At 68.4% G+C, this 13,340-nt stretch carries 16 protein-coding genes; 6 read left to right on the top strand and 10 right to left on the bottom strand.

Going from position 1 to position 13,340, the window contains the following annotated elements; translation table 11 throughout:
- Positions 1-63: 63 nt before the first annotated feature.
- Complete coding sequence (locus VKV26_02055; GenBank protein ID HLZ68670.1) at positions 64-1,569, bottom strand: 4-hydroxyphenylacetate 3-hydroxylase family protein; 1,506 nt, start codon at positions 1,567-1,569, stop codon at positions 64-66.
- Between the two features lie 170 nt (positions 1,570-1,739).
- Here VKV26_02055 and VKV26_02050 point away from each other — a divergent pair, with 170 nt between their 5' ends.
- A complete protein-coding gene (locus tag VKV26_02050) occupies positions 1,740-2,261 on the top strand; it encodes a carboxymuconolactone decarboxylase family protein (GenBank protein HLZ68669.1) in 522 nt (173 codons plus the stop codon).
- Positions 2,262-2,267: 6 nt separating this feature from the next.
- Here the strand turns inward: VKV26_02050 and VKV26_02045 are convergent, their stop codons facing one another.
- From VKV26_02045 to VKV26_02030, 4 genes are read right to left on the bottom strand one after another with little or no spacing between them, the layout of a single operon-like run.
- On the bottom strand, positions 2,268-2,798 hold the full coding sequence (locus tag VKV26_02045) for a GNAT family N-acetyltransferase (GenBank protein ID HLZ68668.1): 531 nt from the start codon (positions 2,796-2,798) through the stop codon (positions 2,268-2,270).
- A 13-nt stretch (positions 2,799-2,811) separates the two neighbouring features.
- Complete coding sequence (locus VKV26_02040) at positions 2,812-3,273, bottom strand: hypothetical protein (protein ID HLZ68667.1); 462 nt, start codon at positions 3,271-3,273, stop codon at positions 2,812-2,814.
- Positions 3,270-3,884: a hypothetical protein gene (locus VKV26_02035; GenBank protein ID HLZ68666.1), complete on the bottom strand. Its 615-nt coding sequence runs from the start codon at positions 3,882-3,884 to the stop codon at positions 3,270-3,272. Before VKV26_02035 ends, VKV26_02040 begins: the two co-directional genes overlap by 4 nt.
- 2 nt (positions 3,885-3,886) lie before the next feature.
- Complete coding sequence (locus tag VKV26_02030; GenBank protein HLZ68665.1) at positions 3,887-5,068, bottom strand: LLM class flavin-dependent oxidoreductase; 1,182 nt, start codon at positions 5,066-5,068, stop codon at positions 3,887-3,889.
- A gap of 185 nt (positions 5,069-5,253) precedes the next feature.
- On the opposite strand from VKV26_02030, the gene VKV26_02025 reads away from it, so the two are divergent.
- Positions 5,254-6,411: an acyl-CoA dehydrogenase family protein gene (locus VKV26_02025; GenBank protein ID HLZ68664.1), complete on the top strand. Its 1,158-nt coding sequence runs from the start codon at positions 5,254-5,256 to the stop codon at positions 6,409-6,411.
- Between the two features lie 143 nt (positions 6,412-6,554).
- Positions 6,555-6,983: a VOC family protein gene (locus tag VKV26_02020; GenBank protein ID HLZ68663.1), complete on the top strand. Its 429-nt coding sequence runs from the start codon at positions 6,555-6,557 to the stop codon at positions 6,981-6,983.
- Positions 6,984-7,033: 50 nt separating this feature from the next.
- Here the strand turns inward: VKV26_02020 and VKV26_02015 are convergent, their stop codons facing one another.
- The 5 genes from VKV26_02015 to VKV26_01995 form a co-directional block, all read right to left on the bottom strand.
- On the bottom strand, positions 7,034-7,510 hold the full coding sequence (locus VKV26_02015; GenBank protein ID HLZ68662.1) for a putative toxin-antitoxin system toxin component, PIN family: 477 nt from the start codon (positions 7,508-7,510) through the stop codon (positions 7,034-7,036).
- Positions 7,511-7,516: 6 nt separating this feature from the next.
- Positions 7,517-7,804 (bottom strand): type II toxin-antitoxin system Phd/YefM family antitoxin, encoded by a 288-nt coding sequence (locus VKV26_02010; protein HLZ68661.1) that lies wholly within the window; start codon positions 7,802-7,804, stop codon positions 7,517-7,519.
- 165 nt (positions 7,805-7,969) lie between these two features.
- Positions 7,970-8,221, bottom strand: coding sequence for a hypothetical protein (locus VKV26_02005; protein ID HLZ68660.1), 252 nt, complete (start codon positions 8,219-8,221; stop codon positions 7,970-7,972).
- A gap of 367 nt (positions 8,222-8,588) precedes the next feature.
- Positions 8,589-9,923: an acetyl-CoA hydrolase/transferase C-terminal domain-containing protein gene (locus VKV26_02000; protein ID HLZ68659.1), complete on the bottom strand. Its 1,335-nt coding sequence runs from the start codon at positions 9,921-9,923 to the stop codon at positions 8,589-8,591.
- Between the two features lie 306 nt (positions 9,924-10,229).
- A complete protein-coding gene (locus tag VKV26_01995; GenBank protein HLZ68658.1) occupies positions 10,230-11,150 on the bottom strand; it encodes a plastocyanin/azurin family copper-binding protein in 921 nt (306 codons plus the stop codon).
- 381 nt (positions 11,151-11,531) lie between these two features.
- On the opposite strand from VKV26_01995, the gene VKV26_01990 reads away from it, so the two are divergent.
- The 3 genes from VKV26_01990 to VKV26_01980 all read left to right on the top strand — a co-directional run.
- Entirely contained in the window at positions 11,532-12,074 is a 543-nt protein-coding gene (locus tag VKV26_01990) for a hypothetical protein (GenBank protein ID HLZ68657.1), read from the top strand.
- A gap of 62 nt (positions 12,075-12,136) precedes the next feature.
- Positions 12,137-12,583 carry a hypothetical protein gene (locus VKV26_01985; GenBank protein HLZ68656.1) on the top strand — a complete coding sequence of 149 codons (447 nt, stop codon included), beginning with the start codon at positions 12,137-12,139 and terminating at the stop codon, positions 12,581-12,583.
- A gap of 191 nt (positions 12,584-12,774) precedes the next feature.
- On the top strand, positions 12,775-13,340 hold a 566-nt coding region (locus VKV26_01980; GenBank protein HLZ68655.1), incomplete at its 3' end, for a GDP-mannose 4,6-dehydratase.

Below are 13,340 nucleotides of genomic sequence, written 5' to 3'. Positions count from 1 at the left end.
CGCCGCCGCTGCATTGCCGTTTGATGTCGGCGCGGCCCACGTCGGCGCCGCGCCGGGCGCCGATCAGCGCCAGGGTTCGCCGCTCCAGCCGTCGAGGTCGTACTCGGCCAGGCAGCTTTCCACCAGTGCCTGCATCTCCTCCAGCCGGCCGCGGCGGCGGTTGAAGCCGAGCACGTCCAGCCGCACCTGCTCGTGGTTGCCGCCGTAGTTGCGCTCGTAGAGCGTGTGGCGGGCGCCGAACTCGCTGCCCACCGCGTCCCAGAGCAGCTTGAACAGCTTGATGCGGTCGTGCGCGTCACCGCCATCGCCGCTGCCGCGGTAGAAGCGATCGATCAGCGGCCGCAGCTCGGCGTTCTGCAGGTCGCGGAAGCTCGAGGGCACGACGAGCGGGCTGCCGCCGAGCGTCTGCGCCACGACCTCTTCCACCTTCGGCCAGGCCATCGCCCCGAACAGGCGCACCAGCACGGCGAACTCGGCCTTCGGAATCGCCATGCCGCCCGGCCCCTCCTGCGGATCCAGCGCCAGCGCCGCCGTCAGCGCCCAGAGCAGGTTACCCCAGCCCATCAGCTCGCCGAGCTGCGCCTGCACACCGCGGAAGCCGTCGGTGCCATTCGCTTCCAGCGCCCTGGCGATCAGGCCGCAGACGAAGTCGAACTTGACCGCCAGCCGCGTGCCGGCTTGCAGCGTGTAGCGGTTCATGAAGCCGGAGGCGGGGTAGAAGCCCGTTGCCTTCTGCACGTCGCGGTAGACGAGCACGTTCTCCCAGGGAATGAACGCCTCGTCGAAGATCACGATCGCGTCGTTCTCGTCGAAGCGGCTGGAGAGCGGGTTGTCCCACGGCGACTCGGCCGTCTGCTCATACGAGCGACGGCAGATCAGCGTCTTGCCGGGCGTGTTCATCTCCGCGATGAAGACCAGCGCATAATCTTCGGCCTTACCCTGCTGCAAATGCGCGGCGCTGTTTTGTGCGACGAAGGTCGCGTGCGTGAGTGCCGAGCCGGTGGCGAGCATCTTGGCGCCGCTGACGATGATGCCGTCGTCGCGCTCGCGCACGACGTGGACGTAGACGTCATCGACCTCGTGCACGGGCTTGTTGCGGTCGATCGGCGGGTTGATCAGCACGTGGTTGAGAAAGAGCGCCCGCTCCGCGAAGCGCCGGTACCAGCGCTCGGCGTTCTGCTGAAACGGCGCGTAGAACTCGGGTGCGGCGCCGAGCGTGGCCATGAACGCGGCCTTGTAGTCGGGCGTGCGCCCCATGAAGCCGTACGACAGCCGCGCCCAGGCGGCGATCGCCTCGCGCGCCGCCAGCAGCTCGTCGGCCGAGTAGCTGGGCATGAAGAACTTGTGCGTGGTGATACCCTGCCGGTCGGCGCCGAGCAGGACCTGCTGCTGCGCGGGATCGTGCAGGGCGTCGTAGAGGCGGGCGACCGAGCGGGCGGCGTTGCGGAAGGCGGGATGCGCGGTCACGTCCGCCACAGGCTCGCCGCCGATGAAGACGCGGCGGCCGTCGCGCAGGCCGGCGAGGTACTCCTCGCCCGTGAGCAGCGACGTCTGCCTTGTCTCGCCCATGTGGCGCAGCCCCCCATCTTGCCGGCCGCGCCGGCCCGTGCACGCTCGTTGCGCGGCGCGGCAGGCACAGTTTGGCGCAGCCGGCCGTCTGCCTCAAGCCGCGGGCGACGGCATCCTGTACGCTGTCTCCCGTCCGCACACGTTCCCACACGTTCCAAGGAGGTCCGCGCATGGCCCGCCTGCCCTACCGCACCCGCGAGGAGCTGCCCGAGCAGTACCGCTACCTGTTCGACAACCTGGCCCGCGACGGCGGCCGTGTCGGCAACATCTTCCGCACGCTGGCCTGGAGTCCGAACTCGCTGCACCAGTTCCTGCGCCTCGGCAACGCGATCTTGAACCATTCGCAGCTCGACCCGCACCTGCGCGAGCTGGCGATCCTCACCGTCGGCCGCGTGACCGAGGCGGTCTACGAGTACGACCATCACATCGCCATCGCCCGGCGCGTGGGCGTGACGGAGCAGCAGATCGACGCGCTGCCGGTGTGGGAGCGCCACCCGGCGTTCAATGAGCAAGAGCGCGCCGTGATCCGCTACGCGGAGACCGTGACGCGCGACGTGCGCGTCTCCAACGCCGTGTTCGACGCCTGCCACGCCTTCCTGGGCAACGAGCAGATGGTGGAGCTGGCGCTGGCCGTCGGCTTCTACAACCTTGCGGTGCGCTTTTTGGAGCCGATGCAGGTGGAGCTGGAGTAGCGGCGCTCAGGCTTCCGGCGGCAGCGGCCGCAGCATCAGCGCCTCGCGCAGCGCCGGGTTCGAGGGGTGCGGCGCCGTGTCGCCGCTGAAGGCGAAGCCGTGGCGCTCGTACAATGCGATGGCCGGCGCGTTGCCCACCGTGACCCAGAGCCGCAACTGGCCGGCGCCGCCCGCCCGTGCCCAGGCGACCACGGCCTCGATCAGCTGCTGCCCGAGGCCGCGGCCGCGCACGGCCGGATCGACCCACATCGAGGCCAGCTCGACCTCGCCCGGCGGCGTCTCCTCGTCGACCACGCCGCCCGCCAGGCCCAGCCAACGCCCGCCGTCTTCGGCCACGAACAGCGCGTCGATGTTGCCGGCCGCGGCGCCGCTCGCGCGCTTGCTCCAGACGGCGTCGGGCCGTTGCTCGGTCTCGGCCAGCGTGCTGCCAAACGCCGTGGGCGCCTCTGCCAGCGCCCGCAAGCGGATCTCGCGCAGCCGCATCCCCTCATGCGCCAGAATGCGGCGGATCTGGACGACGGCAGGCGGGTCACTCACGATCTCAACTGTCTCACATGTGCCTGAGGATCTGGCGGACCGGATGGTCGAGCGCGGCGGCGATCGCGCTTAGCTCTTCGGCGTTCAGCCAACCGCGCTCCGGGTTCTCCGCGCTAAGCACGAACCGGGCGAATCCCGCCGGCCAGTCGTAGGCAAGGTCGTTGAGCGATGTCTGCGCGCCGCAGCAGGGCGTGGAGACAGCAAGCTGCGTGAACTTCATGGCATTTGCCTCGTCCATCCGCTCTTGCCACCAGCCAGCATCAAGTATGGCTGCGCAGGCGGGACAGCGCAGTTCCTCCCAGTTGGCGCCCTGGTGAACGAATGTGATCTCGTCGTAGACCTTGGCGCAAATCCCGCCATCGCCGGAGTGTAGCGGGAAGAGCGTGCGATAGAGGTCAAGAGCGGCGGCCGCGGTCTCGGCGCCCGGCACCCAGGTGGGGTTGGTTGGAATTACAAGCACCCAGTTCGTGCTCACGCCGCCCCACCCGATCCGCGTCCTCGCTCGTAGGCCTCCATCACCGCGTTCGAAAGCGGCTCGAGCGAAGGCCGGATAACCTTCACGCCCGCCTCGGCAGCAAACCGATCGTAGAAGTCTTTGGCGTACTTGAACGAGCCATGGCCGACCCAGAATGCGGTGAGCTCAGTTCCGTTGGCGGCGCACCACTGTGCTGCGCGAATGGTCTCACGCACGGTTACCGGAGACGGTGGATAGGCGAAATACGAGCGACCGCGTTCGAAGTGGGCAGTCGGTTCGCTGCCCGACAAGAGTATGATGCGGCGCCCTCTCGTTGGACACTCCCTAAGGATTGCCTGCGCCAGTAGCAGGGCCGCGTGGAGGTTGGTTCCGGGCACTCTCTCATGCCAATTGAGATTGGCAAGCTGCTCGCGCCAGATCTCGCGGGCATAGGCCGAATACTGCACGACATGCAGCGCATCGTGTGGGTAGCACTCGCGAACGATGTTATCGAGCGCGAGTGCCGCGTTTTTCAGCGCCGGGAAGGCTCCATACCGGGAGGCGTCCCGGCTATAGTCGATCCCGAGCACAGTAGCGATTGCTCGCTTCTTCACCGGACTGTCTGCCGCCACGTCTATTCCCTATTCCCCACAAGCGCGGCGCGCTCGGCCAGGTACTGCTCCGTGGCTTTCTTCTGCGCGTTGGCCATGGCGGAGCCGAACTGCTGGCGGTTCTCCGTCATCCAGTTCCACGAATACTCGGTCATCTGCGCCGAACCCTGGAAGCGCGGCGCCACGGCGCGGGCGAACAGCTCGTACGACCGGTGCGTGGCCGCCTGGTCGGCCCAGTCGTGCGCGAGGAACAAATAGCTGCCGAAGCCGCCCGTCTTCGCCAGCAGCCGCTCGATCTGCGCCGCGGCCATCTCCGGCGTGCCGATCACACCGAACTTCGATTCGTTCATCGCGTCGATCACGCTGTCGATGTCCTGGCTGTCGCCCGGCTTCATGCCGAAGGCGGCGCTCAGGCCGAAGTAGCGGTGCCAGTCCATCAGGCCGTAGCGCACCTCCTCGCGCGCCTGCTCGACCGTCGGCGCGATGTGCATCGGCCCGACCAGGCGCCAGGCGCGGCGATCGACGGCCCTGCCGTAGCGCTGCGCCTGCTCCTCCATGATCTGCCAGGCGGAGCCGAGCGCGTCGAAGCCGAGGGCCGAGGTGGCGCCGATGTTGAGCAGGCCGAGGCCGAAACGCCCGGCCAGCCGCGGCCCCGCGGGCGAGATCGTGGCCGCGATCGCGATCTCGAAGTGCGGGTAGGTGTAGGGCCGCAGCTGCAAGCGCGCGTCCTGCAACGCGAACCAGTCGGTCTGGCGGTTCACCGGACCGTCGTTGGCCAGCAGCGCCACGATCGCCTCGACCGACTCCTCCATCATGCGCCGCTGCTCGCCCGTGTCGATGCCCATCATGTAGGCATCGGAGGGCAGGGCGCCGGGGCCGACGCCGAACATCGCCCGGCCGCGGGTGAGATGGTCGAGCAGCACCATGCGGTCGGCCAGGATCAGCGGGTGGTGGTAGGGCACGCTGGAGACGCCGGTGCCGAGCCTGATGTGGCGGCTGCGCTCGGCGGCCGTGGCGATGAAGACCTCGGGCGCGGCGATGATCTCGTAGCCGCCGGAGTGGTGCTCGCCGATCCAGGCCTCGTCGTAGCCGAGGCGGTCGAGGTGCTGGATCAGCTCCAGATCGCGTTCGAGCGCGAGCGTGGGGTTCTGGCCCGCGGGGTGAAACGGCGCAAGGAAGATGCCGAAGCGCAGCGGTGCCGGCATGGTGACGCCCTCTTTCGCCGGCCCGCCGGTTCAGGCGCGGCGGGCCATGCGTAAGAGGTAACAGCGTGCGCCGCGTTTGTAAACCGGCGCGGCCCGGCCGCGGGACCGTGGCCGGCGTGCTACAGTAGCCGGCATCCACATCGGTCCTGGCCAGGTCCGTCGCAGCACTGGCCGGGAGGACACAGATGACCGCCACGGCCGCCCCCGATCTGCTCGCCGCCGCCCGCGCGCTCGCGCCGCTGATCCGTGCCCACGCGGACGAAACGGAGCGCGAGCGCTGCCTGGCGCGGCCGGTGGTGGAGGCGCTGCGCGCGGCGGGGCTGTACAGCATGTATGCGCCGCGCTCGCTGGGCGGGCCGGAGGTCGCGATCGCCACGGCGGCGCGGGTCGTCGAGGAGGCCGCGCGCGCCGACGGCGCCACCGGCTGGAACGTGATGCTGACGGGCGACGCCGGCGTGCTCAGCGGGTTCGCCGCCACCGCCGAAGCGCGGGCGGCCTTCGCCGGCAAGCCGACGCCGATCCTGGCCGGCTCCATCAATGCCCTCGGCAGCCTCAGCCGTGTGCACGGCGGCTACCGCGTGAGCGGGCGCTGGCCCTTCGGCAGCGGCTGCCAGCAGGCCGACTGGTTTGTGGGCGGCGGCGTGCTGTGCGACGAGACGGGACCGGACGGCGAGCCGCAGCGGCGCCAGGCGCTGATCCCCGCCGTCGAGGTGCAGATCGTCGACACCTGGCGCACGGCGGGGCTGCGCGGCACCGGCAGCCACGACTGGACCGTGCAGGACCTGTTTGTGCCCGAGGGTCGGGTAATGAACCTCAACCCCGAGGCGCCGTATGAGCCGGGGCCGCTCTACGCCTTCCCGTTTTTCGCCACGCTGGCCGTTGCGAAGGCAGCCGTGGCGCTGGGCATCGCCCGGCACGCGATCGACACGCTTGTGGAGCTGGCGCAGGCGAAGACGCCGGCCGGGCAGACCAACCTGCTGCGCGAGCGCGCCGCCGTGCAGGCCGACGTGGCCCGCGCCGAGGCGTTGCTGCGCTCCTCCCGCACCATGCTCTACCAGACGATCGACGAGGTCTGGGCCGATGTCGCGGCAGGACGCAAGGCGACGCTTGAGCAGCGCGCCCTGCTGCGCCTCGCCGCGGCGGACGGCGCCCACAAGGCGGCACAGGCGGTGGACCTGATGTACAACGCCGGCGGCGCCAGCAGCATCTACGAGAGCAGCCCGCTCGAACGCTGCTTCCGTGACGTGCACGTGGTCACGGCGCACATGATGGTGCAGCAGCCGGTCTACGAGGTCGCCGGACGGGCGCTGCTGGGCCTGCCGCCGGGGACGCGGATTTTCTGAGCGCGGCGCCGGCGTCGGGCGACCCGTACGGCGTGCGTCTGCGCAGCGCACGCATCAGCGATTTACATACAGTCTGATGGTATGTAAAAGTGAAGGGCAGCGGGGCGCCGCTCAATCCAACCACCCAATCACGAAGGTGAGTTATGCCTGCACTCCAGGGAATCGCCCATGTTGAACTCACGGTGCGCGATCTCGATGCCAGCGAAGCCTGGTACGCGAAGGTGCTTGGCCTGCGCCGTGTCTGGGAGGGCCGCGACGAGGCGCAGCAGATCACAGCCCGCGCCCTGCTGGAGCCGCAGAGCCGCGTCGTGCTCGGACTGACGCAGCACCTCGCGCAAACGGGCGAGCGCTTCGACGTGCGCCGCCCAGGACTCGACCATCTCTCCTTCGCCGTCGCCGACCGCGCCGAACTGCGCGCCTGGGAGCAGCGGCTGGCCGAGCTCGGCCTCGACTACACGCCGGCGGAGGAGTGGTCGCACGGCGCCGGCCTCACCGTGCGCGACCCGGACGGCATCGCGATCGAGTTTTATGTCCTGGGCGCCGCCAAGGCCCAGCCGGCGGCGGGCAATTGATGCTTCGCGTCACCTTCGCCGGGAGACTGGTACTTTATGCCACGAAAGCATCAATCTCCCAGCTCACGGTCCTCGCGCTCCCAGGCCGCGAGGCGCTCCATAAACGCGGCCGGCGTCACGATGCGCAGAACTCCGAGCGCGGGATCGCCGTCGAGCGCAAGCAGATCGTTGTCTCCGGAGACGAGGTAGTCGGCGTGGCCGCCGAGCGCCGCGGCCAAGACCTTGTTGTCCGCAACGTCGCGCGATTGCAGCGGCAAAACTGCGAGCGGCTGCACCGGCTCGGCTGCTTCAAGACCGTCTACAAAGCGGCGCTGTCTCGCCGAGTCAATTGTGTAGCGCTCGCCAAGCCAGGGGCGCGCAAGAACGTTGGCGATCTCGGCGTTCAGCGCCCGCGTGGTCACAAGCCAAAGGCGGTGCTCCAGCCAGGCGGTAATCACCTGATCGGGGATGCTGCCCATGCGAATCAGCGCGCTCACAAACAGATTGGTATCAATCACGACGCGGAGCAGGCGGGCGACTCCATTCATCGCAGCCTATTTCTGCCCGCGCTGCTCGCGGCGGACCTCCTCAACCGCTCGTGTCACGTCGGCCAGCACCTCATCGGGATCTTTGTCGGCGTTCAGCGCCTGCAGCTCGCGCATGGCTTCAAACAGATCGCGCTTCAAGAATTCGCGGTAGCGCTCGTACTCGGCCGGGCTGATCAGCACGGCCACCGGCTTGCCGTGCCGCTCCAGGATCACCGTTTCGCCGGTGTGGTACACCGAGCCGGTGACATCGCTGAGCGACGCCCGCGCGTCGGCAATACTGATGCGTCGGGTCATGGCCGGACCTCCGTTCTACGCAGCGGCGCGAGGGAATTGTACATATTGTACATGGCAAGACGACTGACCATACGTTAGCGCCCTTCGCCACGCAGATCGTCCAATTGGCGCAGGCACGCCGAGGATCCCACAGCACATCGGTCCCCGCCCGTCCCTCAGCCGGTGTCATTTCCGCATCAAGAGTCCCACAAAGCCGGCCGAGTGCTCGCTGGGACCACCAACGAACAGGTCAACGAAGTGGAGGTTCGCCGTCTCGACGGCAGCTCGCAGATCTTCCGCTTCGTAATGGGAATACCAGCGCCGGCCCGCCACGCCTTCCTGGTATTCAACGAATCCTTGAAAGCCACCTCGCTCGACCGACATGCCGAGGAGACCATCGGGCTGCAGAACGCGAGCCACCTCCAGCACTGCGCTCACAAGATTCGCCCTGGGCAGATGGTGCAGGCTTCCAACGGCCTAGACTGCATCCATGGAACTTGTAGCGATGGGTAAGTGGCGCATGTCTGCACACAGCAGACGACCGGAGGCAGCAGGCACGGCGGCCCGCGCAATGCTCAGCATCGCTCGGCTGATATCGAGACCCACTACGGCAAGCCCGCGGGCCATGCGCTCGGGAAGATCCAGACCAGAGCCGCAGGTATGCGCTATGTTGCCGTGGTATCTCCCTGGGTTCCGTCTCCGGCAGGCTGAGGAGATTGGTACCTTATGACCGATCTGTGAACAGGATAGGTACGTTTTGCTGCCAATCGTACCAATCTCCCTGGGCGGATCGCCGCTGGACGCCCTACACGTCCACGCCGTAGAGCCGGCGCGCGTCCGCCTTCAGTTCGGCGCGGAAGTCGGGGTGCGCCACGCTGATCAGCTCGCCGATGCGCTCGCGCAGCGTCTTGCCGCGCAGGCGCGCGATGCCCTGCTCCGTCACCACGTAGTCCACGTAGCCGCGGTGCTGCGTGGCTGTGGCGCCGTGCTCCAGCCGCGAGACGATGCGCGGATAGCGCGCGCCGTCCACGAGCTGCGACGAGGGCAACACGACGCACGAGCCTCCCGAGCTGGTGGACGAGGCGATCCCGAACACGGGCTGACCGCCCGGCCCGCTGTAGACCTGCGGCCCGCGCGTCTCCGAGCAGACGTTGCCGGTGATGTCCACCTCCATGGCGTTGTTCACCGCGAAGAAGTTCTCGATACGCAGCAGGTTGCGCAGGTCATCCGTGTGCGTGAAGTCGTACAGCTCGAACATGGGGTTGCCGTCGATGAACGCGAGGTCTTCGCGCGGCATCAGCACCAGCGCCGAGCCGACAACCTTGCCCGGGTGCAGCGTGTAGTGCTTGCCGGTGACGACGCCGTTCCGGACCAGATCGACGATGCCGCCCGGAATCATCTCCGAATGGATGCCCAGGTCGTGCTTGTCGCCCAAGTAGGCGAGCAGCGCCGCGGAGACGTCGCCCACGCCGATCTGCAGCGTCATGCCGTCCTTGACGATCTCGCTGGCAAGCAGCGTGCAGATGACTTCGGCGGCGTAGATCGTCTCCTCGCTGCGGGCCATCACCGGCGGCTCGGGCGAGGGCTGGGCCAGCGCCAGCCGCCCGAACTGCGAAACGTGCACGCGGTTCTGGCCACCGGTGCGGATCCAGTCCTCGTGCACCTCGCCCACGATCGTCTTCGCCTTCATCGTGACGGAGTGCGCGAACCAGACGGCGCCGCCGAACGAGCACCAGCCTTCGTCGTCGGGCGCCGAGATGTTGACCATGCTCACGTCGTGCGGCGCGGCGATGCCGGGCGGCGCCTCGCCCTCGCGCCACTGGCAGAGGGGAATGTACTCGAAGCGGTTGTTGCGCGTGCCCTCGCGGTCCAGCGGCCCGGCGTAGAACGTGCGCACGGAGAAGCTCTGCTCGCGGCCGCTGAAGTCCCACTGGTAGGGCGAGAGGAAGGTCTCGATCGCCACGTGGCGCAGGGCGCCGGCGCGGTTGCCCAGCGCCTTCGCCAGCGTGGCGGGCGTGCCCGTCCAGCCGCCGAGCCAGACGGAGTCGCCGTCCTTCACCACCTGCACCGCCTCCTCGGGCGAGACGAGCTTGTCCGCGTAGCGGGTGCGCCAGCTGGTTGACGTTGCCTCCGCGACCATCGCTGCTCCTCCTCGGCGCCGTGCCCGCGCCGCAGCATCTTGCTGGGATGCTTCGGCTCGCAGGACATGGCACAGGGTAGTCTACCCGTGCCGCTCCTGTGGTATACCACCGCCGGCCGCCGGCGAAAATGGCACGCCCGATCACAGCCAGCGGCAACGGCCGCGCCGATCGCTCAGGCGCGGCCGCCGGCCGGAAGGGAGGCGTCAGCCTCATCGGATTCCAGCACCGCCGCCTCCCCTCTCCATCTGAGATCGCGCTCCGCGCGATGGAAAGACCTGGAGAGGGGGCCGGGGGGTGAGGCCGCGTCAGTGCACGATAACCGTGCCGGTCATGCCCAGATCGTGGTGCAGCTCGCAGTAGTAGCGGTAGGTGCCGGGCGCCGTGAACGTCACCTGGAAGGTGGTGCCCTGCGTGCCCGGGAACGCGCCCAGGAAGCCGGAGCTGACCGTCGTTCCGCTGAGCAACTGCGGGTACGGCGTGCTCAGCGTGGTCTGCTCGCCGGGACCGCTGAGATTGATCGGGTTGGGGTTCGTGAAGGGAACAGGCAAGGCGCCGAAGGTGACGGTGTGCGGCGTCGCCGGGTCCAGCGCCGTCCAGGTCACGGTGTCGCCCGCCTTCACCTCCAGCGTTCCGGGAAGGAAGCGCGCGATCAGGAACGACTGCTGCCCGCCGCTGGTGCTGCTGATCTCACCCGCGCCCACGGTCGCCGCCTGGTGGCCGGGCCCGGCGGCCGCCGCCTGCTGCTGCTGCGCCCGATCCGTGTGTCCGTCCACCAGCAGCGCCTGGCCTTGCTGCTGCCCCTCCTGGGTGTAGAAGGTCTGGTCGTGCGGATAGGGAGCGCCCGCCGCCTGGACGTGCACGGTGCCGGTCATGTGGCTGTGGATCAGGCAGCGGAAGGCGAATGTGCCCGGCGTGGCGAACGCGACGGTGAACTGCTGCCCGCCGAGGAGCACGCCGGAGTTGGCGAAGGCGAAGGTGACGGTGTGCACCTCGTCCGTGGGAAACGTCCAGGTGATGCTGTCGCCGGCATCGACGGTGAGCTCGTTGGGCAGGAAGGCCAGCGCCTGGATCGCATGATCGCCGCTCTGTGCGCCAGTGAGCGCCTGCCACATCGTGGCGGCCGACGCCGAGCGGCCAGGAACGCTCGCGGCGCTGGCCAGGACAAGCACTGCCGCGAGCAACCCGGTTACCGCGATTCGACCTGGCACCCTGCCACGGATGCACATCACAGGTACTCCTTTCGCGTTGCTCACACGCGCCGTTGTTCGGACAACGGCCTCGCGGGTGATGCCTCAACCGGCCCCGCAGCAAGATCTCGTCCAGCGACGAGACGATCGCCGCCACGGCGGCATGCCCGGGGTCTTGCACCCACTACGTTTACCGGCGGCCCGTTGGATCTCCCCTCATCGGAATGGCGGAATGGCGGAATGGCGGAATGGCGGAATGGCCCGGACAGGTGGCCGGCGCCGACCGCGACGTTCGTTTGGCGTAGGAGCGACCTGTCCCAGGGAGGGATGTCGCGCCGGGATTCCGGCGGGATGTTGAAGCGAGAGCCGGCGGGCGCGGGCCGATGGCGCCGCGGCCGCACGGTGACGCGGAGGGAGATGATGCCAGTCTGGCTTTGGATCGTGATCATTGTCGCGATCGTGGTGGCCGTGTTGATCGTGATCGCCGCGATCGTCAGCCTGGCGCTGCGCAGGCGTCAGACCAGCGAGCTGCGCGAGGGCTTTGGCCCCGAATACGACCGCACGGTGAACGCCTACGGCGACCGTCGCCGCGCCGAGGACGAATTGCAGGCGCGGCGGCAGCGCGTGGAAGGATTACAGATCCACCCGCTGGAAGCGAACGACCGCCGGCGCTTTGCGGACGAATGGCACGCGACGCAGGCGCACTTCGTGGACGAGCCCGGCCACGCGATCGCCGAGGCCGACCGGCTCGTGCAGCAGGCGATGACGGCGCGCGGCTATCCCGTCGGCGACTTCGATCAGCGCGCCGCCGATGTCTCCGTGGATCACGCCAACGTGGTGCGTGACTACCGCCAGGCGCACGCCATCTCCGAGCGCAACGAACGCGGCGAGGCGACGACGGAGGATCTGCGCCAGGCGATGGTGCACTACCGCTCGCTGTTCGATGACCTGCTCGCAGCGTAGCGCCCAACCATGGGAGTGCGGACAGATGCGAGATACGCAGACGGAACCGATGGGGGGAACCGATGGCTGAGAACAGCAACGATCCCAACCTGAGCACCGCCGACATGGCCGCGGCCGCCGAACGGCGCGAGGCCAAGACGCCGACGACCACCGCGCAGCCGCGCCAGCCGGGCATGGCGGGCGACGGCGCCTCGGTTGGGCAAGCGTCACAGATGCCCGCGGGCGGCGAGCTGGATCAGCAGGGGCGGCTGCTGGACGACCGCTTCACCGGTGAGCTGCGCCGGCGCTGGACGGATGTGCAGGTGAGCTTCGTGGATGAGCCGCGCAAGGCGGTGCAACAGGCCGACGGCCTGGTGGCCGAGGCGATCAAGCAACTGGCAGAAACCTTCGCGCAGGAGCGCGCCAGGCTTGAGCAGCAGTGGGACCGCGGCGGCGACGTTTCCACGGAGGAGTTGCGTGTTGCCTTGCGCCGCTACCGCACCTTCTTCGAACGGTTACTCTCGACGTAGCGGGCGGACAGCCGATGGAGCGGCCTGGAGCCGGGCGGCGTGGCCAGACCACGCCGCCCGGCTTACATTGCTGCTGCGCGGCCGCGAAATCGTGCAACGCCTTGAGGCTAAGCAGCGTTCTCTATACGGTGAGCCGGGAAACGCCGCCCGGCGCGGTGTGCCGCGTTGCAAGCCGTACGGGAGCAGCCCGCGTGCCGAGAGCGCTGATCACGGGAATCACGGGCCAGGACGGCCGCTACCTGGCCGAGTTCCTGCACGAGAAGGGCTACGAGGTCTTCGGCCTCGTCACGGGGCAAAACAATCCCCGCGGCAACGCCGTGCGCGAGGAACTGAGCTACGTCGACCAGATCGAGGGCGACTTGCAGGATATGTCTTCGCTGATCGCCGCGGTCGAGTACAGCCAGCCGGACGAGGTCTACAACCTCGGCGCCATCTCCTTCGTCGCGCTCTCGTTCAAGCAGGCGGAGCTGACCGCGAACGTCAGCGGCCTCGGCGTGCTGCGCATGCTGGAGGCGATCCGCGTCGTCGGCGGCAAGGACAACCCGATCCGCTTCTACCAGGCCTCGTCCAGCGAGATGTTCGGCAAGGTCCTCGAGACGCCGCAGAAGGAAACGACTCCCTTCTATCCGCGCAGCCCCTATGGCGTCGCCAAGGCGTACGGGCATCACATCACCGTCAACTATCGCGAGAGCTACAACCTCTTCGCCAGCTCGGGGATCTTGTTCAATCACGAGAGCCCCCGCCGAGGCCTGGAGTT

It is taken from the genome of Dehalococcoidia bacterium, assembly GCA_035310145.1.
Classification (GTDB): domain Bacteria; phylum Chloroflexota; class Dehalococcoidia; order CAUJGQ01; family CAUJGQ01; genus CALFMN01.
The sequence above is the reverse complement of the archived record's forward strand: the minus strand, read 5'-3'. Positions and strand labels throughout refer to the sequence as shown.

Excerpts from the sequence above, each read along its gene's own strand:
- VKV26_02015 (HLZ68662.1), bottom strand. The coding sequence starts at position 7,510 with ATGAATGGAGTCGCCCGCCTGCTCCGCGTCGTGATTGATACCAATCTG.
- VKV26_02000 (HLZ68659.1), bottom strand. The coding sequence starts at position 9,923 with ATGGTCGCGGAGGCAACGTCAACCAGCTGGCGCACCCGCTACGCGGAC.
- VKV26_02010 (HLZ68661.1), bottom strand. The coding sequence starts at position 7,804 with ATGACCCGACGCATCAGTATTGCCGACGCGCGGGCGTCGCTCAGCGAT.
- VKV26_02030 (HLZ68665.1), bottom strand. The coding sequence starts at position 5,068 with ATGCCGGCACCGCTGCGCTTCGGCATCTTCCTTGCGCCGTTTCACCCC.
- VKV26_02055 (HLZ68670.1), bottom strand. The coding sequence starts at position 1,569 with ATGGGCGAGACAAGGCAGACGTCGCTGCTCACGGGCGAGGAGTACCTC.
- VKV26_01985 (HLZ68656.1), top strand. The coding sequence starts at position 12,137 with ATGGCTGAGAACAGCAACGATCCCAACCTGAGCACCGCCGACATGGCC.
- VKV26_01995 (HLZ68658.1), bottom strand. The coding sequence starts at position 11,150 with ATGTGCATCCGTGGCAGGGTGCCAGGTCGAATCGCGGTAACCGGGTTG.
- VKV26_02020 (HLZ68663.1), top strand. The coding sequence starts at position 6,555 with ATGCCTGCACTCCAGGGAATCGCCCATGTTGAACTCACGGTGCGCGAT.
- VKV26_02050 (HLZ68669.1), top strand. The coding sequence starts at position 1,740 with ATGGCCCGCCTGCCCTACCGCACCCGCGAGGAGCTGCCCGAGCAGTAC.
- VKV26_01990 (HLZ68657.1), top strand. The coding sequence starts at position 11,532 with ATGCCAGTCTGGCTTTGGATCGTGATCATTGTCGCGATCGTGGTGGCC.
- VKV26_02025 (HLZ68664.1), top strand. The coding sequence starts at position 5,254 with ATGACCGCCACGGCCGCCCCCGATCTGCTCGCCGCCGCCCGCGCGCTC.